General features: G+C 74.3%; 18 protein-coding genes. 8 read left to right on the forward strand and 10 right to left on the reverse strand.

Annotation, left to right across the window (positions count from 1 at the left end):
* Positions 1-12 precede the first annotated feature (12 nt).
* Both ACIQPQ_RS19995 and ACIQPQ_RS20000 read right to left on the reverse strand, forming a co-directional pair.
* A complete protein-coding gene (locus ACIQPQ_RS19995) occupies positions 13-1,644 on the reverse strand; it encodes an AMP-binding protein (RefSeq protein WP_401305516.1) in 1,632 nt (543 codons plus the stop codon).
* Positions 1,641-3,311, reverse strand: a complete 1,671-nt coding sequence (locus ACIQPQ_RS20000) for an AMP-binding protein (protein ID WP_401305518.1) — start codon at positions 3,309-3,311, stop codon at positions 1,641-1,643. Before ACIQPQ_RS20000 ends, ACIQPQ_RS19995 begins: the two co-directional genes overlap by 4 nt.
* A 124-nt stretch (positions 3,312-3,435) precedes the next feature.
* On the opposite strand from ACIQPQ_RS20000, the gene ACIQPQ_RS20005 reads away from it, so the two are divergent.
* The 4 genes from ACIQPQ_RS20005 (at position 3,436) to ACIQPQ_RS20020 (ending at position 9,627) form a co-directional block, all read left to right on the forward strand.
* Positions 3,436-4,446, forward strand: coding sequence for a response regulator transcription factor (locus ACIQPQ_RS20005; RefSeq protein WP_401305520.1), 1,011 nt, complete (start codon positions 3,436-3,438; stop codon positions 4,444-4,446).
* A 349-nt stretch (positions 4,447-4,795) separates the two neighbouring features.
* Complete coding sequence (locus ACIQPQ_RS20010) at positions 4,796-7,615, forward strand: AAA family ATPase (protein WP_401305522.1); 2,820 nt, start codon at positions 4,796-4,798, stop codon at positions 7,613-7,615.
* Between the two features lie 245 nt (positions 7,616-7,860).
* A complete protein-coding gene (locus tag ACIQPQ_RS20015) occupies positions 7,861-8,652 on the forward strand; it encodes a S1 family peptidase (RefSeq protein ID WP_401305524.1) in 792 nt (263 codons plus the stop codon).
* Between the two features lie 294 nt (positions 8,653-8,946).
* Positions 8,947-9,627, forward strand: a complete 681-nt coding sequence (locus ACIQPQ_RS20020; RefSeq protein WP_401305525.1) for a LysE family translocator — start codon at positions 8,947-8,949, stop codon at positions 9,625-9,627.
* 34 nt (positions 9,628-9,661) lie between these two features.
* Here ACIQPQ_RS20020 and ACIQPQ_RS20025 read toward each other — a convergent pair whose 3' ends face one another.
* From ACIQPQ_RS20025 to ACIQPQ_RS20035, 3 genes are all read right to left on the reverse strand, one after another.
* Positions 9,662-10,789 carry a winged helix DNA-binding domain-containing protein gene (locus ACIQPQ_RS20025; protein WP_401305527.1) on the reverse strand — a complete coding sequence of 376 codons (1,128 nt, stop codon included), beginning with the start codon at positions 10,787-10,789 and terminating at the stop codon, positions 9,662-9,664.
* A gap of 123 nt (positions 10,790-10,912) precedes the next feature.
* Positions 10,913-11,962, reverse strand: a complete 1,050-nt coding sequence (locus tag ACIQPQ_RS20030) for a hemolysin family protein (RefSeq protein WP_401305529.1) — start codon at positions 11,960-11,962, stop codon at positions 10,913-10,915.
* Entirely contained in the window at positions 11,959-13,407 is a 1,449-nt protein-coding gene (locus ACIQPQ_RS20035; RefSeq protein ID WP_401305531.1) for a hemolysin family protein, read from the reverse strand. The genes ACIQPQ_RS20030 and ACIQPQ_RS20035 overlap by 4 nt, the downstream gene beginning before the upstream one ends.
* A gap of 351 nt (positions 13,408-13,758) precedes the next feature.
* Between ACIQPQ_RS20035 and ACIQPQ_RS20040 the strand changes: the two genes are divergently transcribed.
* Complete coding sequence (locus ACIQPQ_RS20040) at positions 13,759-14,733, forward strand: sporulation protein (RefSeq protein WP_401305533.1); 975 nt, start codon at positions 13,759-13,761, stop codon at positions 14,731-14,733.
* Between the two features lie 80 nt (positions 14,734-14,813).
* Positions 14,814-15,269, forward strand: a complete 456-nt coding sequence (locus ACIQPQ_RS20045) for a tellurite resistance TerB family protein (RefSeq protein ID WP_401305534.1) — start codon at positions 14,814-14,816, stop codon at positions 15,267-15,269.
* 269 nt (positions 15,270-15,538) lie between these two features.
* Here ACIQPQ_RS20045 and ACIQPQ_RS20050 read toward each other — a convergent pair whose 3' ends face one another.
* The 3 genes from ACIQPQ_RS20050 to ACIQPQ_RS20060 form a co-directional block, all read right to left on the reverse strand.
* On the reverse strand, positions 15,539-16,624 hold the full coding sequence (locus ACIQPQ_RS20050; RefSeq protein ID WP_383775179.1) for a GNAT family N-acetyltransferase: 1,086 nt from the start codon (positions 16,622-16,624) through the stop codon (positions 15,539-15,541).
* 231 nt (positions 16,625-16,855) lie between these two features.
* Positions 16,856-17,500 carry a TetR/AcrR family transcriptional regulator gene (locus tag ACIQPQ_RS20055; protein ID WP_401305537.1) on the reverse strand — a complete coding sequence of 215 codons (645 nt, stop codon included), beginning with the start codon at positions 17,498-17,500 and terminating at the stop codon, positions 16,856-16,858.
* A 69-nt stretch (positions 17,501-17,569) separates the two neighbouring features.
* Positions 17,570-18,271, reverse strand: coding sequence for an SDR family oxidoreductase (locus ACIQPQ_RS20060; RefSeq protein ID WP_401305538.1), 702 nt, complete (start codon positions 18,269-18,271; stop codon positions 17,570-17,572).
* Positions 18,272-18,490: 219 nt separating this feature from the next.
* Here ACIQPQ_RS20060 and ACIQPQ_RS20065 point away from each other — a divergent pair, with 219 nt between their 5' ends.
* Together ACIQPQ_RS20065 and ACIQPQ_RS20070 are read left to right on the forward strand one after the other, a co-directional pair.
* Positions 18,491-19,318, forward strand: a complete 828-nt coding sequence (locus ACIQPQ_RS20065; RefSeq protein WP_401305540.1) for a polysaccharide deacetylase family protein — start codon at positions 18,491-18,493, stop codon at positions 19,316-19,318.
* 124 nt (positions 19,319-19,442) lie between these two features.
* Complete coding sequence (locus tag ACIQPQ_RS20070; RefSeq protein ID WP_401305542.1) at positions 19,443-19,883, forward strand: SRPBCC family protein; 441 nt, start codon at positions 19,443-19,445, stop codon at positions 19,881-19,883.
* A gap of 75 nt (positions 19,884-19,958) precedes the next feature.
* On the opposite strand, the gene ACIQPQ_RS20075 is transcribed toward ACIQPQ_RS20070, so the two are convergent.
* Together ACIQPQ_RS20075 and ACIQPQ_RS20080 are read right to left on the reverse strand one after the other, a co-directional pair.
* The gene (locus ACIQPQ_RS20075; protein WP_401305905.1) at positions 19,959-21,110 is read right to left on the reverse strand and encodes an XdhC family protein; all 1,152 of its coding nucleotides are present in this window, start codon (positions 21,108-21,110) and stop codon (positions 19,959-19,961) included.
* A gap of 136 nt (positions 21,111-21,246) precedes the next feature.
* On the reverse strand, positions 21,247-23,631 hold the full coding sequence (locus tag ACIQPQ_RS20080; protein ID WP_401305544.1) for a xanthine dehydrogenase family protein molybdopterin-binding subunit: 2,385 nt from the start codon (positions 23,629-23,631) through the stop codon (positions 21,247-21,249).

Here is a 23,631-nt window from a genome sequence, read left to right on the forward strand (position 1 = left end):
CCCCGCGTCGGGCTACTCCCCGGACTCCCCGTACGTCTCCCGCAGTTCGACCTTGCGCACCTTCCCCGACACCGTCATCGGGAAGGCGTCGAGGACCTGGAGGCGGCTCGGGACCTTGTAGTGGGCGAGCCGTCCCTCGCAGTACGCGCGGACGTCGTCCAGGGTCGGCGGCGCGGCCGGGTCGGCGGGGATGACGCAGGCGAGGACCTCCTCGCCGTACCGCTCGTGCGGGACGCCGACGACCTGGACGTCCTTCACCGCCGGGTGGCCGTACAGGAACTCCTCGACCTCGCGCGGGTAGATGTTCTCGCCGCCCCGGATGATCATGTCCTTGATGCGGCCGACGATCTCGACGTAGCCGTCGTCGCGCATCACCGCGAGGTCGCCGGTGTGCATCCAGCGGCCCGCGTCGACGGCCTCGGCGGTGCGCTCGGGCTCGTCCCAGTAGCCGAGCATCACGCTGTAGCCGCGGGTGCGGAGTTCACCGGTGGCGCCGCGCGGGCGGGTGATGCCGGTGACCGGGTCGACGACCTTGACCTCGATGTGGGGCAGGACGCGGCCGACGGTGCCGGTGCGGTGCTCCAGGTCGTCGTCGCGGCGGGTCTGGGTGGAGACGGGCGAGGTCTCCGTCATGCCGTAACAGATCGACACCTCGGCCATGTTCATCTCGGCCACCACCCGCTTCATCACCTCCACCGGGCAGGGGGAGCCCGCCATGATGCCGGTGCGCAGCGAGGAGAGGTCGAAGGCGGCGAAGCCGGGCAGGGCCAGTTCGGCGATGAACATGGTGGGGACGCCGTAGAGGGAGGTGCAGCGTTCGCGCTGGACGGCCTCCAGGGTGGCCGCCGGTTCGAAGGAGGGCGCGGGGATGACGACGCAGGCGCCGTGCGAGGTGGCCGCGAGGTTGCCCATCACCATGCCGAAGCAGTGGTAGAAGGGCACCGGCACGCAGATCCGGTCGCGTTCGGTGTAGCCGACCATCTCCCCCACGAAATAGCCGTTGTTGAGGATGTTGTGGTGGGAGAGGGTGGCGCCCTTGGGGAAGCCGGTGGTGCCGGAGGTGTACTGGATGTTGATGGGCTCGTCGCAGGACAGCTCCGGGAACGGCGCGGGGACGGCGCGGTCCAGGAAGGCGTGCCAGGTGGGGTCGCCGATGAACACCGTTTCCCGCAACGCCGGGCAGTCGCCGTCGACTTCGGCGACCATGGCGCGGTAGTCGCTGGTCTTGTGGCCGACGGAGGCGAACAGCAGCGAGACGCCCGCCTGCCGGAGCACGTACGCCAACTCGTGGGTGCGGTAGGCCGGGTTGATGTTCACCATGATCGCGCCGATGCGGGCGGTGGCGTACTGCACGAGCACCCACTCGGGGCAGTTGACCGCCCAGATGCCCACCCGGTCGCCCTTGCCGACCCCGCTCGCCAGCAGGGCGTACGCGAGTTCGTCGACGTCGGCGGCGAAGCGGGCGTAGCTCCAGCGGCGGCCGGAGGGGACGTCGACCAGGGCCTCCCGGTCGGGCCAGGCGGCGACGGCCCGGTCCAGGTTCGCGCCGATGGTGTCGCCGAGGAGGGCGGTCGGGCCCGTGCCGTGGCTGTAGGAGGGTTCGGGGGCGGCGGGCGCAGTAGCCGTTTCCAGGGGCCGGGTCATCGGTGGTCCTCCTCGCGGTACTCGTCGGCGGAGCCCGCGGCCGTCGCCTCCCGCAGTTCGATCCGGCGGATCTTGCCGGAGACCGTCTTGGGCAGCGGCGCGAACTCCAGGCGGCGCAGCCGCTTGTAGGGGGCGAGGACCCGCCGGGAGTGCTCGAACAGCACCTTCGCGGTGTCGGGTCCGGGCTCCCAGCCCGCCGCCAGCACGACGTACGCCTTCGGCACGGCGAGGCGGACCGGGTCGGGGGCGGGGACCACGGCGGCCTCGGCGACGGCCTCGTGCTCCAGCAGCGCGCTCTCCAGCTCGAAGGGGCTGATCTTGTAGTCGGAGGCCTTGAAGACGTCGTCGCTGCGGCCGACGTAGGTGAGGTGGCCGTCGGCGTCGCGGGAACCGATGTCGCCGGTGCGGTAGTAGCCGTCCGCCATGGCCTCCGCGGTGCGGTCGGGGTCGCCGTGGTAGCCGGTCATCAGGCCGACCGGGCGGGTGGAGAGGTCGACGGCGATCTCGCCCTCGTCGGCGCCGGGCGCGCCGGTGACCGGGTCGAGGAGTTCGATGCGGTAGCCGGGGCTGGGGCGGCCCATGGAGCCCGTTTTGAGGGGCTGGCCGGGGCTGTTGGCGATCTGGACGGCCGTCTCGGTCTGCCCGAAGCCGTCCCGGACGGTGACGCCCCACGCGCGGCGGACCTGCTCGATCACCTCGGGGTTGAGGGGCTCGCCCGCGGCGACGGCCTCGCGGGGCGGGGTGCGCAGCTGGGTCAGGTCGGCCTGGATGAGCATGCGCCACACGGTGGGCGGGGCGCAGAACGTGGTGACGCCCGCGCGGTCCATCTCCGCCATCAGCCGGGCCGCGTCGAAGCGGGTGTAGTTGTGCAGGAAGACGGTCGCCTCGGCGTTCCAGGGCGCGAACAGGTTGGACCAGGCGTGCTTGGCCCACCCCGGCGAGGAGATGTTGAGGTGCACGTCGCCGGGCTTGAGGCCGATCCAGTACATGGTGGCGAGGTGCCCGACCGGGTAGGACACGTGGCTGTGCTCGACCAGCTTGGGGCGGGCCGTCGTCCCGGAGGTGAAGTACAGCATCAGCGGGTCGTCGGCGAGGGTGGGCCCGTCGGGCACGAAGTCGGCGGAGGCGGCGTACGCGTCCTCGTAGCGCTGCCAGCCCTCCGGCGTGCCGCCGACGGCGATGCGGGTGTAGGCGCCGGGCACCTCGTCGAACTTGGCGGCGTCCCCGGCGCGCACGACGACGTGGCCGACCTCGCCGCGCTCGACGCGGTCGCGGAGGTCGGCGGGGCCCAGCAGCGGGGTCGCCGGGATGACGACGGCCCGCAGCTTCATCGCGGCGAGCGCGGTCTCCCACAGTTCGGCCTGGTTGCCGAGCATGACGAGGACCCGGTCGCCCGCGGCGACCCCGCGCTCGCGCAGCAGGTTCGCGACCCGGTGGGAGCGCTCGGAGAGGTCGGCGAAGGTGAGGCGGACCTCGGAGCCGTCCTCCTCGACGATGTGCAGGGCGGTGCGGTCGTTGCCCTCGGCGATGACGTCGAACCAGTCGAGCGCCCAGTTGAAGCGGTCGGGCCGGGGCCACTCGAAGCCCGCGTGGGCGGCGGCCCAGTCCTCTCGGTGGGCCAGCAGGAAGTCCCGCGCCCCGCGGAACCGATCCGTTGCCGTCGTCATCTGTCCTCCTGGTTGCCGGACCATTGCCGGGCGGCTCTCTGCCATCGTGTAATCCGTGATGCGGGTCTCACTACCCCCGAACGGGGGTCACCCGCGGCGGACGACTCCGGAAGGGGGCGGTCGGGTGACGGCGGACACGGCCGGAACGGCCGAGATGCGCGGCGCGCTGGCGCGGCTGCGCCGGGCGACCGGGCTGCCGGTGGCCTTCGGCGGCCTGGTGGAGCCGGGCCGGCCGCGGGTGCGGATCAGCGAGCTGAGCGGCGCGGGCACCCCCGCCCTGCGCGGCCTCGCGGTGACCTCGGGCAACGGCCTCGGCGGGAAGGCGGTCGCGCTGGCCCGGCCGTGCGCGGTGACCGACTACTCCCGCTCCCGCCGCATCAGCCACGAGTACGACACGGCGGTCGCCCAGGAGGGCCTGCGCTCGGTCCTCGCGGTGCCCGTGGTGGTGCGGCGCCGGGTGCGCGGGGTGCTGTACGGGGCGCTGCGCACGGCGGAGCCGCTGGGCGACCGCGCGCTGACGGCGGCCGTCGCGGTGGCGCGGGACGTGGAGCAGGCGCTGGTGGCGGCCGACGAGGTGCGGGCGCTGCTGGCGGCGGCCCGGCCCGGCGGACACCCCGCGCTGCCGGTGCGGGCGGGCGGGCACCCCGAGGCGTACGGCTGGCCCGGAGGCTCCGTGGGGCCGTCGGACGGGTCCGGCCGGACGTCCCCGGTGCCGGGCGGGGCCGGTCCGGTCGGCGGCTGGGAGCAGGTGCGGGCGGCGCACGCGGCGCTGCGGGCGCTGGCCCCGCGCATCACGGACCCGGCGCTGCGGGCCGAGCTGGAGAGCGCCTGCGGGCTGCTGACCCCCGGCGGATGGGCGCCGCAGGGCGCCGGTCCCGGCGGTGCGGGACCAGTCGGGGCCGGGCCGGGCGGTGGGTTGCCGGGTGGTCCGGCGCCGGGGGTGACGCTGGCGCCGCGCGAACTCGACGTACTGGCGTGCGTGGCGGCGGGCGCCACCAACGCGGCGGCCGGGGCCCGGCTGGGGCTGCGCGCGGAGACGGTGAAGGGCTATCTGCGGTCCGCGATGCGCAAGCTGGGCGCCCGCACGCGGGGAGAGGCGGTGGTCTCGGCCCGGCGGGCGGGTCTGCTGCCATAGGGTGCGAGCGACGTGCCGGACCGCCGTCCGGCAGGTGTGTGGCGGGTGCGCGGCGTGCGCGGCGGCCGGTTTCCGGCCCCGGACGCGGCGGGTGCGCCTCGGGTGCGCGGCGGCGTCCCGCGCGGCCCGCGCGACCCCCGGCAGGGGGCGCGCAGGGGGCGTGGGCACCGGCGCCGGAAGCGGTCGGAAACCGGCCGGGGAGGTCTCGGAACGATGACAGTCCATTCAGCAACCGCCTGGATGAATTGCTCCATGCGTCCGCTGTTATCTCCCTCACCACACCGTCCCTCCGAATTTCAAAGAGACGTTGCCTAGAATTTGGCCCGAACACGACACTAGGAAGGGAGCGGTGACCGTGCGACGGGACTTCCAGGAGCCTGCCCGATGCCGCCCCGACCTGGTCATCGGCAGGGACGAGCTGTTCACGGCGGCCCGGGAGCAGCTCACCGGCGGCGGCAGCGTCCTCCTGCACGGGCCCGCCGGAATAGGAAAGTCGACCGTCCTGCGGGCATTGGCCGCCGATTACGGCGAGACGGCCCGCACCGTCCTGCGCTGCTCGGCGACCGAGTCGGAATCGCACCTGCCGTTCCTGGCGCTCGCCGACCTCTTTGGTCTGGTCCTGGACGAGGTCGCCGGAAAGCTGCCCGCCGCCCAGCGCAGCGCCCTCGAATCGGCGCTCACCGGCCGCGCCGAGTCGACCCTCCTGCACGACGGCCTCGCCCTGCGGCTGGCCGTCCTGTCCGCGCTGCGCGCCCTCGCCGCCGAGGGCCCGGTGCTGCTGGTCGCCGACGACCTCCAGTGGCTGGATTCCGCCAGCGCCGAACTCCTCGGCTTCGCCGCCCGCCGCCTCGGTGACACCCCGGTGCAGCTGCTGTGCGCGGTCCGCACCGAGGGACAGGAGTACGACCGGCATCTACGCGCGTCCCCGCCCGACACCCTGGCCATCCGGCTCAACCCGCTGGGCCTCGCCCAGGTCTCCACCCTCCTCGGCCACCGCGGCTACACCGACCTGCCCCGCTCCACCGTGCGGGAGATCCACCGCACCAGCGGCGGCAACCCGCTGTTCGCCCTGGAGCTGGGCCGCGCCCTCGGCGAGAACCCCGTCCCGCCCCGGCCGGGCGAGCCGCTGCCGGTGCCGACCTCGCTGCGCGCCCTGGTGCTCAGCCGCCTCGACATGCTCTCCGAGGAGGCCCGCCGCACCCTCCTGGTGGCCAGCGCCGGCGCCCGGCCGACCCCGGCCCTGCTGCACGCGGCGGGCCGCGAGCACGCCGAGGCCGAGATGGCGCAGGCCGCCGCGCTGGGCCTGCTCTCCACCGAGCCCGAGGGCCCGGCGGGCGTCCGCTTCGCACACCCCCTGATCTCGGCCGCGCTCTACGCGGAGGCGCCCGCGCACGAACGGCGGGCCGCGCACGCCGCGCTCTCCACGGCCGCCTCCGACCCCATCGAGCGCGCCCGCCACCTGGCCCTCGCCACCATCGGCACCGACCCCGAGGTCGCGGGACGGCTCGCGGACGCCGCCGCGCAGGCCCGGGACCGCGGCGCGCCCTCGGTGGCCGCCTCCCTCGGTCTGCTCGCCGCCCGGCACACCCCCGCCGACGGCGAACCGCACCCCGACGACCGGCGGCTCCAGGCCGCCGAGGACGCCATCACCGCGGGCGAGGTCGACCTCGCCCGCGACATCGCGCGCGAGGTGCTGACCCGGGCCACCGCGCCCGCCGAGCGGGTCCGGGCCTGGGAGGTCGTCATCGAGGCGGCCGGCCAGTCCCTCGGTGACGTCGACGCCGTCTTCCCGCAGGTCCTCGCCGACGCGGGCGACGACCCCCGGCTGCTCGCCCTGGTCCACTACCGGCTCGCCTGGCGGGGCCTCATCGTCGAGGGCGACTTCCGTACCGCGCGCACCGAGGCCGCGCACGCGGCGGACCTCGCGGCGCGCGGCGGGGACCGCCGCACCGAACTGATGGCGCTGTCGTTCCAGGCGTCCACCGAGACCCTGATGGGCCACCCGGACGCGCCCGCCACCATCCGGAAGGCGCTCGCCGAACCCCAGGACCCCTACGTGGCGTGCCACCACAACGGCGCCGGGATGGCCCGGTTCCGCTGGCTGCTGATGACGGACCAGCTGCCGGAGGCCCGTACCACGATCACCGGCCTGCTGCGCGAGGTGCGGCGGCGCGGCATGGTCGAGAGCGAGGTGCACTTCCACCGCTTCCTCGCCGAGACCGAACTGCGCACCGGTCACTGCGGGCGCGCCCTGGACCTGGCGCGGGAGAGCCTGCGGCTGGCCCGTGACTCGGGGATCGGGCTCGGCGCCTCCGCGATGCTCGCCTCGTTCACCGAGGCGTCCGCCGGGGACGTCGAACGGGCCCTCGCCCTCGCCGGGGAGGCCGTCGCCACCGCCGAGGAGGACGGCGACCAGATGTACCTGTCGCGGGCTCTCGGCGCCCTGGGATACGCCCAGTTGGTGTCGGGGAACCCGGCGGGCGCGGTGACCTCGCTGCGCCGGGTGCGGGAACTGGAGCTGGGTCTCGGCATCACCGACCCCGGCCGGGGCCGCTGGCAGGCCGACCTCGCCGAGGCCCTGGTCCAGGTCGGCGAGACGGGCGAGGCGCAGGACGTCATCGACGTCGCCCGCGAGCACGCCCTGCGGCTGGGCCGGGAGAGCGTCCTCGCGATCCTGGACCGCGCGGAGGCGCTGGTGCGGGCCGCGCGCGGCGACGAGGAGGCCGCCCTCGCGCAGCTGACGTCCGCTCAGGACCGGCTCGCGAAGCTCGGGCACGGCCTGGAGGAGGCGCGCGCCGCGTTCGCCCTGGCCCGGCTCCGTACCGGGCGGCCGGGGCCGACCTCGTACGACGAGGCGGCGCGGCTGTTCCGGCGCTGCCGCGCGCTGCCCTGGCTGCGGCAGGTCGAGGCGGCCGCCGCCGGTCCGGTGGCCGCGCCGCCCGCCGCCGCGCCCCGTGACACCGCGCTGGACGCCCTGGAGGGGCTGGCGGCGATGGAGCGTCAGGTGGCCGCGCTGGTGATGGAGGGCGCCACCAACCGGGAGATCGCCGCCCGCCTGTTCATCAGCGTCAAGACGGTGGAGGCGACGCTGACCCGGGTCTACCGGAAGCTGGGCATCCGCTCGCGGGTGGACATCGTCCGGCTGGCGGCGGGGCGTCACGCGAACTGAGCGGGCGGCGGGTTCACTGCTCGCACGGGCCCGGCGGGGTGCGCCGCGCAGGGGTGCCGGAGGGCCGACCGAGGGTTTTCCCTCCCCAACTCCCTTAGGGGGTTCCCTCATTGGGAGGGGTGGCGGTCGCGCCCTAGCGTAAGGGACGTGCCGCTCGCCGGGCACACCGGGGTCGGTCTCCAGGACTCCGGTGCACCCCCCACGCCCGCGCGACCCCCCACCGGCAGCTCCCAGCAAGGAGATCCATGTTCGGGTTCCACCGTGCGAGAAGGGCCGCGGCACTCGTCGCGGCCACCGCCGCCGCGACCGTGACCGCACTTCTCAGCGCCCCCAACGCTGTGGCGGCCCCCCAGCCGATCGTAGGCGGCAGCACGACCACGACGACGGCGTACCCGTTCGTCATGCAGATCACGGATGCCTCGCAGAACCAGTTCTGCGGCGGCACCCTCGTCTCGCCGACCAAGGTGGTCACCGCCGCCCACTGCATGGTCGGCGAGACGACGGGCAGTGTCCGCGTCGTCGGCGGCCGGACGTACCTCAACGGAACGAACGGCACGGTGGCCCGGGTCAGCCGGATCTGGGTGCACCCCGACTACACCGATGCCACCGACGGCGACGACGTGGCCGTCCTGACCCTGTCGACGTCGATGCCGTACACCCCGGTGTCGTACGTCACCTCCTCCCAGACCGGCGTGTACACCACCGGGACCAGTGCCCGGGTGCTCGGCTGGGGCACCACCTCGGCGGGCGGCAGCTCGTCGAACCAGCTGCGGACGGCGACCGTGCCCCTCGTCTCCAACAGCAGCTGCGGCAGTTCCTACGGCTCCGACTTCGTCGCGAGCGACATGGTGTGCGCCGGATACTCCTCCGGCGGCGTGGACACCTGCCAGGGCGACAGCGGCGGTCCCCTGCTCATCGGGGGCGTCCTGGCAGGTATTACTTCCTGGGGCGAGGGCTGCGCCCAGGCCGGTCACCCGGGTGTCTACACCCGGCTGACCACCTTCTCCAGCCTGGTCGCGGCGCAGGTCAGCTCCTGACCCGCCCGCGCACCCCGCCCCGCCCCGCACCCTGAGCCGTCCCTCCGGGTGTGCCTGACCAGGGGGCGCTGCGAGCCTCCACGAGCGGCCCGCAGCGCCCCCTCTCCATGCCCCGCGTCCGGCCCGCTTCCCGGCGGGCGCCGGTCCGGGGCCGCTTCGGCGCCGGGGCCGGGCCGGTTCCGGGGCCTGTACCGTCCCGCCCCTTCACCTGGGATCTTCTCGCCGACGACCCCGTGCTTTCCGTTTCGGTGCCTGTTTCAATGAGCCGCGTACGGAACGGATGAGGTGGTGTCGATGGTGTCCACGGACCGTCTGCTGGCCTTCGCGGCCATGTCGTTGCTGGTGATCGTGATCCCCGGCCCGAGTGTGCTGTTCGTGATCGGGCGGGCGCTGGCCCACGGCCGCCGCACGGCGGTCGCCACCGCGCTCGGCAACGTCTTCGGTTCGTACCTGCTGGTCGTGGCGGTCGCCGTCGGGATCGGTTCGCTGGTGGAGCGCTCCGCGACGGTCTATCTGACGGTGAAGCTGGCGGGCGCCGCCTACCTGGTCTTCCTGGGCGTGCAGGCGTTCCGGCACCGCAAGGAGCTGACGGCGTCGGCGATCACCGCGGCCGCCGGGCCGGCGCCCGGCACGGAGCCGGGGGCGCCCGTGGCCGCGGCGCGCGGTGATCTGCGGACGGTGCTCGACGGGGTCCTGGTCGGCGTGACCAACCCCAAGGGCGTGGTGTTCTTCGCCGCCGTGCTCCCCCAGTTCGTGGACCACTCCGCCGGACAGGTCCCGCTCCAGATGCTCCTGCTCGGCCTGGTGCCCGTCTCGATCGGCCTGGTCACGGACACGTTGTGGGGGCTCGGCGCGTCGGTGGCCCGCACCTGGTTCGCCCGGTCCGACCGCCGCCTGTCCCTGGTGGGCGGCGCGGGCGGCTGCGCGATGATCGGCCTCGGCGTCTCGGTCGCGGTCACGGGCCGCGCGGACTGACGAGCGGGCCCTGAGGAACCGGGGGGACGGGCATTCAGGGGGCGGCGGGCCGGTCGATGACGGTGCCGAGGCGGACGCCGTACGACGCGTCCGGGTGCATCACGGCGAGCAGGCGCTCGGCCTCCGCGGTGACCTCACGCCACCGGGCCGCGCTCAGCTCGCCGAAGGGCTCGACGACCAGCGCGTCCGCCTCCAGCCGCCACACCCCGGCGAGGAAGCCGTCGACCAGGAAGGTGGGATACGCCTGGTTGCCCCGCCAGGTGCGGCCCTTGAGGTCGTCGGGGACGATCCGGGTGCGGTCGGCGTGCGAGAGGAGCACGTTGTCGAACTCGGGCAGGAAACGCGGCGGCGCCGGGGTGTCCGGGTCGGGGCGCGGGGCGTCCGGCAGGTCGAACAGCTCCACGCCCCGCTCGTCGCGGAAGGTCAGCAGCTCCGGGCGGAGCCGCTCGAAGACCTCGCGCAGCCGGGTCAGCCCGGCCCAGGTCTGCATGTCCTTCACGGAGGCGGGCCCGAACGCGGCGAGATAGCGCCGTACGGCGGTCTCCGGGTCCGGGGACGACGCGGCGGGACGGCCGAGCCAGTGCTCGGCGGTGGTGAGCGCGACCTGGCCGCTCCTCCCCCAAAGTCCGCGCGGGGTGACCTGGACCAGCGGCAGCAGACAGCGGGCGGCGGTGGCCAGCGACTGCGGATCGGCGTCCGGCCACTCCACGGCAAGCGCCTCACGCAGCTGCCCCATGGTGCGCGGCTCCTCCTCGACCAGGCCGCGGGCCAGTCCGGCGAGCCGGTCCAGGTCGACCCCGGCGAGGCCCTTGCGGAAGTACGTCAGCTCGCGGTCGCGGGCGGGCTGCACCAGCGGGCGCAGGGTGAGGCAGTCGTCGGCGGTGTGGGTGTGGATCGTCGAGCGCATCGTGACGATCCGGACCACTTCCCGGTCCGCCATCAGCGCCGACAGCTCCTGCGGGGCGAACCCGTCGAGGCGGGCGGCGAGGGCGTGGTAGGGCGGCTTGACGTTCTGCGCCTGGAGTCCGAGGAGGTGCGCCACCGCGGCCTTCGCCGACATTGGGGAGCGGCGCAGCAGGAGCTGGCGGTCCAGGGTGGCCCGGTTGAGGGCGCGGCGGCCGAGCACGGGGGCGGGCGCGGGAGTGGCGGTCGTCTTCCTCATGCCCCGCACGCTAACGGGAGTTGAGGACAGCCACGGTCCTCGACGCCCCCGGAGCGGTGGGGCTTCGGTGCTCCGGGGGCGTCGTGGGGACCAGGGCGGCGTCGGCGAGACGCCGCCGGGCGGTCAGGCGGGCTGCGCCGCCGTCGGTGCCCGGTCGGGGGGCGTCGCCGGGCCGACCAGTTCCGTCAGGACGTCCTCCATCGTGACGAAGCCGAGCACGGTGCCCGTCTCGCCGGTGACGGCGGCCAGGTGGCTGCCGTCGGTGCGCAGCGCGGTGAGGGTGTCGTCCAGCGGGGTGTCGATCCGGACCCGGGTGACCGGGTGCAGGGCCGTGCGCGGGAAGGGGCGGTCGCGGTCGGCGACCCCGAGGGTGTCCTTGATGTGCAGGTAGCCCAGCAGGGTGGCGTCGGGGCCGGTGACCGGGAAGCGGGAGAACCCGGCCGCGGCGGCCGTCCGCTCCAGCTCGGCCGGGGTGACGCGCGCGTCGACCGTCCGCATCAGGGGCGCGGGGACGAGGATCTCGCCCACCGGGCGGGTGCCCAGTTCCAGCGCGTCGCGCAGCCGCTCGCCGTCGGCCGGGGTCAGCAGTCCGGCCGCGCTGGAGTCGACCACGATCCGGGCGAGCTGGTCGTCGGTGTAGACGGACTCCACCTCGTCCTTCGGCTCGACCCGCAACAGCCTGAGCAGGACGTTGGCGAAGGCGTTGATGCCGAACACCACCGGCCGCAGCGCCCGGGTGAGGGCGACCAGCGGCGGGCCGAGCAGCAGCGCCGTCGGCACCGGCGCGGCCAGCGCGATGTTCTTCGGGATCATCTCGCCGACCAGCATGTGCAGGTAGGTCGCCACGGTGAGCGCGATGACGAAGGCGATCGGGTGGACCAGGGCGTGCGGCACGTGGACCGCCTCGAACACCGGCTCCAGCAGGTGCGCGATGGCCGGTTCCGCGACCGCGCCGAGGACCAGCGAGGACACGGTGATGCCGAGCTGGGCGGTGGCCATCAGCGCCGAGAGGTGCTGGAGGCCCCACAGGGTCATCCGGGCCCGCTTGTCGCCGTCCCGGGCGCGCGGCTCGACCTGGCTGCGGCGCACCGAGATCAGGGCGAACTCGGCGCCCACGAAGAAGGCGTTGGTCACCAGGGTGAGCGCGCCGATGACGAGTTGCAGGACGGTCATCGGGTCTCCTCCCCGGCGACGGCGGGCACCCGCTGCGGACCGGCGTCCGGGCCGGGCCCGGGACGGTCCGGTGCGTGCGGCGGCGGGGCGGTGACGCGGACGCGGTCGGCGCGGTGGTGCGCGACGGCCAGGACCTCCAGGCGCCAGCCGTCGTCGAGGCCGACGGCGTCCCCCTCGGCCGGTATCCGCCCGAGGCGGGTGGCCACCAGGCCCGCGAGGGTTTCGTACGGCCCCTCGGGCGCGGTCAGGCCCAGGTCGGCGAGGCGGTCGACGCGGACCGAGCCGTCGGCCTCCCAGACGGCCGGGGCGCCCGTGCCTCCGGAACCGTCCGGACCGGCCCCGCCGTCCGTGCCCGCCGTGCCGTTTGTGCCGTTCGTGCCGGTCCCGACCGGGATCAGGTCGGGGACCTCGACGGGGTCGTGCTCGTCGCGGACCTCGCCGACGACCTCCTCGACGATGTCCTCCACGGTGGCCACGCCCGCCGTGCCGCCGTACTCGTCGATGACGACGGCCATGGTGCGGTGCGCGCGCAGCCGCTCCAGCAGCCGGTCCGCGGGCAGGCTGTCGGGGACCAGCAGCGGGGCGGTGGCCAGCTCGGTGACGGGCGTGTCGGCGCGCCGCTCGGGCGGCAGGGCGAGGACGTCGCGGATGTGGACGGTGCCGACGACCTCGTCCAGGCTGTCGCGGTAGACCGGGAAGCGGGACAGGCCGGTGGCGTGGGTGAGGACGGCCGCGTCGGCGGCCGTGGCGTGGGCCTCCAGCGCGCGGACGTCGACACGCGGGGTCATCACGTTCTCCGCGGTCAGCTCGCCCAGGTGGAGCGTGCGGACGAAGAGTTCGGCCGAGTCGGCCTCCAGAGCGCCCTCGGCGGCCGAGTGCTGGGCGAGGGCGGCGAGTTCCTCGGGGCCGCGGGCCGAGGCGAGTTCCTCGGCGGGCTCCAGGCCGACGCGGCGGACGAACCGGTTCGCCGTGTCGTTGAGGTGGTGGATGAACGGGCCGAAGGCGGCGGTGAAGCCGCGCTGCGGACCGGCGACCACCTTGGCGACGGCGAGCGGGCGGGAGATCGCCCAGTTCTTCGGCACCAGCTCGCCGACCACCATCAGCACGACGGTGGAGAGCGCGACGCCCAGCAGGGTCGCGACGGTCGGCGCGGCCCCGCCGAGCCCGGCCGCGCGCAGCGGGCCGCGCAGCAGCGAGGCGAGGGAGGGCTCGGCGAGCATGCCGATGACCAGGGAGGTCACGGTGATGCCGAGCTGGGCGCCGGACAGCTGGAGGGTCAGGCGGCGGACGGCCTTGAGGGCGCCTTCGGCGCCGCGCTCACCCGCCTCGGCCGCGCGCTCCAGGTCACCGCGCTCGACGGTGGTCAGCGAGAACTCCGCGGCGACGAACACCGCGCAGGCCAGGATCAGCGCGAAGGCCAGGAGCAGCAGCAGGACCTCGGTCACCGCGCCACCCCCGTTCCTTCGGGCTCGGTGGGGGTGGGGGGCGCGGCCGTGCGTCTGCCGCTCGTACTGGGAGGCTCACCCATGGCGGGTCTCCGGCTCCTTCGTCTCTCTCGATGGGGTGTTCGGGTCCCGTGCGGGCGGCCGGGCACCGTCCGGGGGACGGTGGCCGGATCGGCCGGTCACGGGGTGGCGACCACCCTATGCTTCTACGTGCCTGTAGAGAACGAGCGGGGTGCGCCGGTTGTTCCCGGACCGTTCCGTGCCGTCCCCGGCCGGTCCCGGCCGGTCCCGGCGGCCCGGTTCCCGCCGTTCTCGGCTGTTGCCGCTACGGAAGAAGGAGTGGACGCCGCGATGGTGTTCAAACGACTGCTCGGTTCGCTCGGTGTGGGCGGCCCCACGGTGGACACGGTGCTGGACCCCGGTCCGGCGCTGCCCGGCGGAAGCCTCTCGGGGCGGGTGGTCCTGCGGGGCGGGACGTCCGCCTCCGACATCGAGCAGGTCACGCTGGAACTGGTCGCCCGGGTCGAGGCGGAGCACGCGGAGGGCGAGAGCGAGGGCGTCGTCGTCTTCGACCGGCTCACCGTCGGCGGCGGCTTCCGGCTGGCGGCGGGCGAGGAGCACGCGGTGCCGTTCTCGGTGGGCCTGCCGTGGGAGACCCCGGTGACGGAGCTGTACGAGCAGCCGCTGGGCGTCGTCCTCGGCGTCCGGACCGGGCTCGCGGTGGCCGGGGCCCGCGACACGGGCGACCTCGACCAGCTCACCGTCGGCCCGCTGCCCGCGCAGGAGGCGGTGCTGGAGGCGTTCGGACAGCTCGGGTTCGGCTTCCGCTCGGCGGACCTGGAGTACGGCCGGATCGGCGGGACGGGGCAGCAGCTGCCGTTCTACCAGGAGATCGAACTGACGCCGCCCCCCGCGTACGCCCACGAGGTGAACGAGATCGAGGTGACCTTCCTCGCCCACCCCGGCGGCGTCGAGGTGGTCCTGGAGGCGGACAAGCGCGGCGGGTTCCTCTCCGAGGGCCACGACGCGCTGGCCCGCTTCACCGTCGACCACCACGACGTACGGGACCAGGCCACCCGCACCGCGGAGGTCGACGGCTGGGTCCGGCACCTGGTCGACCACCGGGCGTCGTACGGGACCCACGCGGCGTACGGCCACGGACCCGACCACGAGCACGGTCACGGGGAGCACCGGTCCGGGCCGGGGGTCGGTACGGCGGTGGCGGCGGGCGCGGCCGGGCTGGCGGTCGGCGTCGTGGGCGGCATGGTCGCGGCCGAAGTCGTGGACGAGGTGGGGGACTTCTTCGAGGGCGACGACGAGTCCTGATCTTCTACACTGACGTAGAAAGACAGGGGTCGCGGGCCGCCGTCCGGGCGGTCCGGGCCCCGACGACCTGTGGAGTGCGCATGGCCCTGTGGGACCGCCTCAAGGAGTCCGCGTCGACGATGCAGACGCAGCTCCTGGCGAAGAAGAACGACCTGAAGAGCGGCGCCTTCCGCGACGCGAGCATGGCGATGTGCGCGCTGGTCGCGGCGGCCGACGGGACGGTGGACCCGTCGGAGCGGCAGCGCGTGGCCCAGCTGATCGGCACCAACGAGGTGCTGCGCAACTTCGACGCGACCGACCTCCAGCGCCGCTTCGAGGAGAACCTCGCGAAGCTGACCGCCGACTTCGCCTTCGGCAAGGTGAGTGTGTTGCAGGAGGTCGCCAAGGCGAAGAAGAAGCCCGTCGAGGCCCGCGCCGTCATCCAGATCGGCATCGTCATCGGCGGCGCCGACGGCGACTTCGACAAGACGGAACAAGCCGTGGTCCGCGAGGCCTGCTTCGCCCTGGACCTCCCCCCGCACGAGTTCGACCTCTGACGAACAGCCCCCTGAGGGGGAACAGCACCACCACCCCCCTCAGGGGCGCGGGGGAACCGCGGACAGAGCACTCATTCCGGCGGCCTTCGCACCCCCTTCAGGGGCGCGGGGAACCGCGCACAGCACTCCGCCCCCGGCCCCCTCAGAACCCGCGCCCGCCGCAACTCCCCCAGGGGCGCGAGGAACCGCGCACGACACCGCACCCCCGGGCGCACCCTGGACCGCCCCCACCGGAGGCACCCTGGAACCGCCCCCCGCCGGCGGCACCCTCAGCGCCCCCGCACCCGCCCCACGAACCGCAACGTACCGATCGCGGCCGCCCGCAGGGCAGGCTGCTCCCGCACCACCCGGTGCAGCACCCGCGCGGGCTCATGCCGCAGCCAGTGCAGCGCACCCCCCGCCCCGCCCGCCCGCAGGGCCCCCTCGTGGACCAGCAGATCCCCGGTCTTGAACGAGTTCTTGTACGCGGCCTCCCCGCGCCCGAAGTCGAACAGGTCGATCCCCGCCCCGGCGGACGCCTCGATCATCCGCAGACACAGCACCCGCCCCGGGGAGTACGTGGCGACGGTCCGGTCGTAGGAGGGGAACCAGCAGGAGAAGACGGTGCGGGAGCGCAGCCCGAAGTGGGCGGCGACGGGCCGGTCCGCGGCGTACAGCACGGAGAGGGTGCCGGAGCAGTGCGGCGTGGCCGTCTCGGCGAGGAGGTCGACGAGGCGGGCGATCCAGGTCCGGGAGAAGGGGTCGCGGCGTCCGGTGCGCCGGTAGTGGGCGGACTTCCAGGAGACGAGGGCGCGCAGCGCCGCGGGGTCGCGCTCGTCGTAGACGAACCTCAACTCGCCCAGATCGCGGGCCATCCGGCGTTCCTGGGCGCGGGCGCCCTTGAGGAACCCGCGTGCGTGGGACCGGAGATGGGCCTCGTAGGACGCGAAGCCGCCGCGGAGGTCGACGACCGGGGAGGCGAACTGGCCGGTGGCGTACGGCAGGAAGAGGTCCTGGCCGCTCTCCAGGTGGTTGAACTCCCAGGCGTTGAGGGAGCAGGCGCGCATCAGGTACTGCGGGTCGAGGCGTACGTCGGGCTGGAGCACGGCTCCCTGGCAGTCGGAGACGCCGAGGCCGACGGCGCGCCCGTGCCCCAACGGGCCGCGCTGGTGCGGGAAGTAGCCGACGGGGCGGTCGGCGCGGCGCAGGACGGCGACCCGGGTGTCGGGCCGGACGCGGCCGACGGCGCGGGTGAACTCGGCGCTCATGAAGGGGTTGGCGGCGGCCGTGGCCGTGGTGCGCAGGTCGTTCCAGTGGCCGATGTCCACGGTGGTGAGGTCGCCCGGGTGCACGATCTCGATGCGTGGTGTGGTCATGCGGACTCCTGGTGACGCGGGGCGCGCCGATGCGGGGGGACACGGCCGGCGGAGCGGCGCTCGGCCCGTCCATGATCCGCGAGGGGCGCGGCCCCGCGCCGGGTAACGGCGGAATCACCGGATGTGAACGTTCAGCCGAAGATTCGCGGAGACGGGTGACACGCCCGCCGCGCCGACCACCGGCCGGTCCCGTTCCGGCCACCGGCCGGTTCCGTTCCGGGCGCCCGGTCCTCAGCGCAGGCCGGCCGCGTCCAGGAGGGTGGTGACGGTGGGCAGGATCAGGCCGGACAGGTCGTCGACACCGATGCCCGCGCGGGCGCTGGCGCCGTCGAAGAGCAGCATCAACTGGCGTGTCAGCAGGGCGGGATCGGCGGCGCCGCCCCGCTCGGCCTCGCCGCGGAAGAACGCGGCGAGGTCGTCCTTGACGCGGCGGGCGGCACGGCTCGCGGGATGGTCGGGGTTCTTCAGCTCGACCTGGACGGCGAGGAAGGGACAGCCCCGGTAGTCGGGCAGGACGGCCTGTTCCTGGACGCGTTCGAAGACGTACAGGACGCGGGCGCGGGGTGTGCCGCCGCTGTCCGCCGGAGGGCGCATCGCCGCGGTGACCGCGGCCGTCCGCTCGACGAGGCTCGCGGCGAGCAGCTCGTCCTTGCTGTCGAAGAGCTGGTACATCGACCGCTTGGACACCCCCGCGGCCCGGCACAGGGCCTCCACCCCGATGCCGACGCCCTCGCGGTAGGAGAGTTCGGCCGCCGCGGTGAGCAGCCGGTCGCGGGCGCCGGGCCGGGCCGCGGACGCGTCCGGCCCGTCCGGCCCACCCGGTGCGGCGGAGGGGACGGTACCGGCGGTGCCGGTGCCGCTGATGTCGGTGCGCATGGTGCGAGGCTAACCCGGCCGGACGCCGCGGGAAAACCGAACGGTTTGCCGACGGCGGGGCGGCCCGGATCAGGCGGCGAGCTGCTCGTACAGCTCGGTGACGTCGCCGGAGAGCCGTCCCTTGACCCAGCGGGTGACGTCGTCGGCGAGGACCTCGTACGCCCCGGCCTCCACACCGTCGAGGGCGGCCGTCGCGATGTCGTGGGCGCTGGACTTGGGGGCGTCGACGGTACGGGTCATGTCGGTGTCGACGTAGGCCATGTGCAGGCCGGTGACGTGGATGCCGCGCGGGTGCAGGTCGACGCGGAGGGCGTTGGTCTGGGACCACAGGGCGGCCTTGGTGGCGCTGTAGGCGCTGCCGTCGGAGACCCAGGAGAGCGCGGAGTGGACGTTGACGAGGTGGCCGCCGCCGTTGCGTTCGAGGACGGGCACGAAGGCGCGGGCGACGAGGAGGGGTCCGTAGAAGTTGGTCTCGAACTCGGCGCGGACGGTGTCGAGGGGGCCGTCGAGGAAGCGGGCGCCGATGGCGACGCCCGCGTTGTTGACCAGGATCGTGACGTCGCCCGCCCGCTCGGCGGCGGCCGCGACGGAGGCGGGGTCGGTGACCTCCAGGGCGAGCGGGACGGCGTCCGGGTGGGTCACGGTGCGCGGGTCGCGGGCGGTGGCGTACACCGTGCGCGCGCCGCGGGCGTACGCCTCCTCGACGAGGGCCTTGCCGACGCCGCGGCTGCCGCCGGTGACGAGGACGACGGAGTTCTGGATCGCGGTCATGGGCGTCTCCTGATCTTCTTCAGCATCTCCCCCACCTGAAACCGATCGGTTTCCGAGCTGTCCAGGGCAGCGTAAACCGATCGGTTTCAGGAGTCAAACCGATCGGTTTCCAAGAGCGAGGGGGGCGGCCTCAGACACGCCAAAACGCGGGCTCACCGCACCATCTCCGCAGGTGACCCGCTATACACACCGTCTATACGTTCTTTGTATAGTCCCGGCATGCCTTTTCTGACCAAGAAGATTCCGACCACGAAGACGGCGCGCACGGGGAACCCGTTGGGCGCGATCCGGACAACGGGGGCCGCGGTGGCCGCCGCCGTCGCCGCGCTGACACTCGCCCTGACCGGCTGTACGCGCCTGGAGACCACCGCGCCGAGCACGGTGCGTGCGGAGCCCGCGGTGACGGCGGCGGCCACGCAGGCGGCCCGGTTCGGGACCGTCGACTGCCGCGTCGCGAAGTGCGTCGCCCTCACCTTCGACGCGGGCCCCAGCGAGAACTCCGCCCGCCTGCTCGACATCCTCAAGGAGAAACAGGTCCCCGCGACGTTCTTCCTGCTCGGGGCGCGGCACATCGAGAAGTACCCGGAGCTGGTGCGGCGGATGGCCGCCGAGGGCCACGAGGTGGCCAGTCACACCTGGGACCACAAGATCCTCACGGATCTCCCGCCGGACGGGATACGCGACGAACTGGAGCGCACCGACCGGGAGATAGAGCGGCTGACCGGGCGCCGCCCCACCCTGATGCGCCCGCCGCAGGGCCGCACCGACGCGACCGTGCACCGGATCTGCCGCGAACTGGGTCTCGCCGAGGTGCTGTGGACGGTGACCGCGAAGGACTACACGACCGAGGACTCCGACCTCATCCGCCGCCGCGTCCTCGACCGGACCGAGCGGGACGGCATCATCCTGCTGCACGACATCTACGCCGGGACGGTGCCCGCCGTACCGGGCATCGTGGACGCGCTGAAGGAGCGCGGCTACGTCTTCGTGACGGTCCCCCAACTGCTCGCGCCGGGGCGGGCGGAGCCCGGAAAGGTCTACCGCTGACCCCCGCGCACCGGACACGGCGAAACGTTTCGCATACGCTCGCGCGCGCATCCCGCGCTGGGCCGGAAGTGTGAGCCGGGACGGAACGGTCCGTCCGGTCGCCGGGACTCCTTACGATCACTGTGTGGTCACCTTCCAGTTCGAACGCACGGCCCCGCTCTCCCCCGCGGAGGCCTGGCGGCGGCTCACCGACTGGCCCCGGCACGGCGCCGTGGTCCCGCTGACCCGCGTCACCATGCTCACCCCGGGACCGACCCGCGTCGGCACGGAGTTCGTGGCCCGCTCGGGCATCGGCCCGCTCGCCTTCGACGACCGCATGGAGGTGACGGTCTGGTCCCCGCCCGGGGACGGCGAACCGGGCCGCTGCCGCCTGGAGAAGCGCGGCCGTACGGTGCACGGCTGGGCCGAGATCACCGTCGGCCCCGGCCCCGGCGGACGCGCCCACGTCCGCTGGGAGGAGGACCTCCGCCTCCGCCTCGTCCCGTCCGCCGCGAACCCCCTGGTCCGCTCCACGTCCCTGGCGGTCTTCGGCCGCGCCGCGAACCGGTTGCTGCGCATGCCGTGAAGGTGCGCGGCGCGGGCAAGACGGCGTACGCGTTCGCCTGGCCCGATCAGCCGGTGGCGCGGCGGGTGGGGCCGGTCAGGCCGGGGAGGTGATCCGGCCCTCCGGTCCCCCGACCCGGTCGTGATGGATCGGGGTGTGGGCGCCCGTCAGGGAGGCGCCGGTGCCGCCGCGGCGGAGGGCGACGATCTCGGCGGCGATGGACAGGGCCGTCTCCTCGGGGGTGCGGGCGCCGAGGTCGAGGCCGATCGGGGAGTGCAGGCGGGCGAGTTCGGGCTCGGTGACGCCGACCTCGCGCAGGCGGGCGTTGCGGTCCAGGTGGGTGCGGCGGGAGCCCATGGCGCCGACGTAGGCGACCGGGAGCCGTAGCGCGAGGCGGAGCAGCGGGACGTCGAACTTGGCGTCGTGGGTGAGGACGCACAGGACGGTGCGGGCGTCGGTCGCGGTGCGTTCCAGGTACCGGTGCGGCCAGGCGACGACGACCTCGTCGGCCTCCGGGAAGCGGGCCTGCGTCGCGAACACGGGCCGGGCGTCGCAGACCGTGACGTGGTGGCCGAGGAACTTGCCGACCCGGACCAGCGCCGACGCGAAGTCGATCGCCCCGAACACGATCATCCGGGGCGGCGGGACGGACGCCTCGACGAGGACGGTGAGCGGGGCGCCGCAGCGGGAGCCCTCCGCGCCGATCTCCAGGGTGCCGGTGCGGCCCGCGTCGAGGAGGGCGAGCGCCTCGGCGGCGACCGTGCGGTCCAGTTCGGGGTGGGCGCCGAAGCCGCCCTGCCGGGAGCCGCCGGGGCCGACGAGGAGGGCGCGGCCGACCAGGTCGGCCGGCCCGGTGACGATCCGCGCCAGCGCCGCGCCCGCGCCCTCCGCGGCCGACCGCAGGGCCGCCGCGACGACCGGGCGCACGGCATCGCCGCGGCGGACCGGGACGACGAGGACGTCGAGGACGCCGCCGCAGGTGAGGCCGACGGCGAAGGCGTCCTCGTCGCTGTAGCCGAACCGTTCGAGGACGGGCACCCCGTCGGCGAGCACCTGCGCGCACAGGTCGTACACGGCGCCCTCGACGCAGCCTCCGGAGACCGAGCCGACCGCCTCGCCGCCGCGGTCCACGGCGAGGGCGGCGCCGGGCGGCCGCGGGGCGCTGCCGCCGACCGCGACGACGGTGGCCACGGCGAAGTCGCGGCCCTGCCCGACCCACCGGTCGAGTTCCTCGGCGATGTCCAGCATCTCGGTCTCCTCGGGCTGTGCCGGCGGTGTCACGTCCGCGGTGGTCGACGTCCCTGGTGGCACCGCTCCCGGTGGCGGGCTCGGGGCCGCGGGGGCGGTGGTCGCCCGGCCGGGGCGCGGGACCGGGCGCGGGCGGTCACGCGGTGCCCGTGAGGTGTTCGGGGCGGACCGGGGTGCGGGTCAGCTCCAGGCCGGTCGCGGCGCGGATCGCCGCGAGGACCGCCGGGGTGGACGACAGGGTGGGTGCCTCGCCGATGCCGCGCAGCCCGTACGGGGCGTGGTCGTCGGCGAGTTCGAGGACGTCGACGGGGATGGTCGGGGTGTCGAGGATGGTGGGGATCAGGTAGTCGGTGAAGGACGGGTTGCGGACCTTCGCCGTCACCGGGTCGACGACGATCTCCTCCATCACCGCGATGCCGAGGCCCTGGACGGTGCCGCCCTGGATCTGGCCGACGACGGAGAGCGGGTTGAGGGCCTTGCCGACGTCCTGCGCGCAGGCCAGCTCGACCACCTTCACCATGCCGAGTTCGGTGTCGACCTCGACCACCGCCCGGTGCGCGGCGAACGAGTACTGGACGTGCCCGAAGCCCTGCCCGGTGCGCAGGTCGAAGGGCTCGGTGGGCCGGTGCCGCCACTCGGCCTCCACCTCGACGGCGTCGTCGCCGAGGACGTCCACCAGGTCGGCGAGGACCTCACCGGCGTCGGTGACCACCTTGCCGCCCTCCAGGAGGAGTTCGGCGTGCGCCCACGCCGGGTGGTACGTCCCGAAGCGGCGCCGCCCCAGCTCCAGGACCTTCTCCCGCACCAGCTCGCAGGAGTTCTTGACGGCGCCCCCGGTGACGTACGTCTGCCGGGACGCGGAGGTCGAACCGGCGCTGCCCACCCGGGTGTCGGCGGGGTCGATGGTGACGCGGGCGACGCCCAGCTCGGTGCGGGCGATCTGCGCGTGCACGGTGACGCCGCCCTGGCCGACCTCCGCCATCGCGGTGTGCACGGTGGCGACGGCCTCGCCCGCGACGACCTCCAGGCGGACCCGGGCGGTGGAGTAGTCGTCGAACCCCTCGGAGAAACCCACGTTCTTGATGCCGACCGCGTATCCGACGCCCCGCACGACGCCCTCGCCGTGCGTGGTGTTGGAGAGCCCGCCGGGCAGCGCGCGGATGTCGGCGCCCTCGCTGCTCTCCCACTGGCGCTCCGGCGGCATCGGCATCGCCTTGACGCGGCGCAGGAGTTCGGCGACCGGGGCGGGCGAGTCGACGCGCTGTCCGGTCGGCATGACCGTGCCCTGTTCCATGGCGTTGCGCTGCCGGAACTCCACGGGGTCCAGGCCGAGTTCCTTCGCGAGCTTGTCCATCTGGGCCTCGTAGGCGAAGCAGGCCTGGACGGCGCCGAAGCCGCGCATCGCGCCGCAGGGCGGGTTGTTGGTGTAGAGGGCGATCGCCTCGATGTCGACGTCCTCGACGACGTACGGGCCGACGCTCAGCGAGGCGGCGTTGCCGACGACGGCCGGGGAGGCGGAGGCGTAGGCGCCGCCGTCGAGGACGATCCGGCAGCGGACGTGGGTGAGTTTCCCGTCGCGGGTCGCGCCGTGCTCGTAGTGCAGGCGGGCGGGGTGGCGGTGGACGTGGCCGAAGAAGGACTCGAAGCGGTTGTAGACCATCTTGACGGGCTTGCCGGTGCGCAGGGCGAGCAGGCAGGCGTGGATCTGCATCGACAGGTCCTCGCGCCCGCCGAAGGCGCCGCCGACGCCCGCCAGCGTCATGCGGACCTTCTCCTCGGGCAGGCCGAGGACGGGCGCGATCTGCCGCAGGTCGGAGTGGAGCCACTGGGTGGCGATGTAGAGGTGGACGCCGCCGTCCTCCTCGGGGACGGCGAGGCCGGACTCCGGGCCGAGGAAGGCCTGGTCCTGCATGCCGAAGACGTAGTCGCCGCGCACGACGACGTCCGCGCGCAGGGCGGCGGCGTCGGCGTCGCCACGGATGACGGGCTGGCGGTGCACGATGTTGGGGTGGGCGACGTGGCCGATGTGGTGGTCGGTGCGGCCCTCGTGGACGAGGACGGCGTCGGGCGCGGTCGCGGAGGCCTCGTCGGTGACGACCGGCAGATCGCGGTACTCGACCCGGATCTTGGCGGCGGCCCGGCGGGCGGTCTCGGGGTGGTCGGCGGCGACGAGGGCGACGGGTTCGCCGTGGTGGCGGACCTTGCCGTGGGCGAGGACGGGGGTGTCCTGGATCTCCAGGCCGTAGTTCCGTACGCGGGTCGGCAGGTCGTCGTAGGTGAGGACGGCGTACACGCCGGGGGTGGCGACGGCCTCGCCGGTGTCGATGGAGACGATCTCGGCGTGGGCGACGGGCGAGCGCAGGATCTGCCCCCAGAGCATGTCCTCGTGCCAGAGGTCGGAGGAGTAGGCGAACTCGCCGGTGACCTTGAGGACGCCGTCGGGGCGGAGCGTGGACTCGCCGATGCCGCCGCGGGTCCGCGAGCCCTGGGTGAGGCGGGTGGGCACACCGTCGGTGGGCAT

The sequence above is a fragment of the Streptomyces sp. NPDC091281 genome (genome assembly GCF_044757425.1).
Classification (GTDB): Bacteria; Actinomycetota; Actinomycetes; order Streptomycetales; family Streptomycetaceae; genus Streptomyces.

Bases quoted from the DNA above. Each gene is read 5' to 3' on its own strand.
- ACIQPQ_RS19995 (WP_401305516.1), bottom strand. From the start codon at position 1,644: ATGACCCGGCCCCTGGAAACGGCTACTGCGCCCGCCGCCCCCGAACCC.
- ACIQPQ_RS20000 (WP_401305518.1), bottom strand. From the start codon at position 3,311: ATGACGACGGCAACGGATCGGTTCCGCGGGGCGCGGGACTTCCTGCTG.
- ACIQPQ_RS20015 (WP_401305524.1), top strand. From the start codon at position 7,861: ATGTTCGGGTTCCACCGTGCGAGAAGGGCCGCGGCACTCGTCGCGGCC.
- ACIQPQ_RS20020 (WP_401305525.1), top strand. From the start codon at position 8,947: ATGGTGTCCACGGACCGTCTGCTGGCCTTCGCGGCCATGTCGTTGCTG.
- ACIQPQ_RS20025 (WP_401305527.1), bottom strand. From the start codon at position 10,789: ATGAGGAAGACGACCGCCACTCCCGCGCCCGCCCCCGTGCTCGGCCGC.
- ACIQPQ_RS20030 (WP_401305529.1), bottom strand. From the start codon at position 11,962: ATGACCGTCCTGCAACTCGTCATCGGCGCGCTCACCCTGGTGACCAAC.
- ACIQPQ_RS20040 (WP_401305533.1), top strand. From the start codon at position 13,759: ATGGTGTTCAAACGACTGCTCGGTTCGCTCGGTGTGGGCGGCCCCACG.
- ACIQPQ_RS20045 (WP_401305534.1), top strand. From the start codon at position 14,814: ATGGCCCTGTGGGACCGCCTCAAGGAGTCCGCGTCGACGATGCAGACG.
- ACIQPQ_RS20050 (WP_383775179.1), bottom strand. From the start codon at position 16,624: ATGACCACACCACGCATCGAGATCGTGCACCCGGGCGACCTCACCACC.
- ACIQPQ_RS20055 (WP_401305537.1), bottom strand. From the start codon at position 17,500: ATGCGCACCGACATCAGCGGCACCGGCACCGCCGGTACCGTCCCCTCC.
- ACIQPQ_RS20060 (WP_401305538.1), bottom strand. From the start codon at position 18,271: ATGACCGCGATCCAGAACTCCGTCGTCCTCGTCACCGGCGGCAGCCGC.
- ACIQPQ_RS20065 (WP_401305540.1), top strand. From the start codon at position 18,491: ATGCCTTTTCTGACCAAGAAGATTCCGACCACGAAGACGGCGCGCACG.
- ACIQPQ_RS20075 (WP_401305905.1), bottom strand. From the start codon at position 21,110: ATGCTGGACATCGCCGAGGAACTCGACCGGTGGGTCGGGCAGGGCCGC.
- ACIQPQ_RS20080 (WP_401305544.1), bottom strand. From the start codon at position 23,631: ATGCCCACCGACGGTGTGCCCACCCGCCTCACCCAGGGCTCGCGGACC.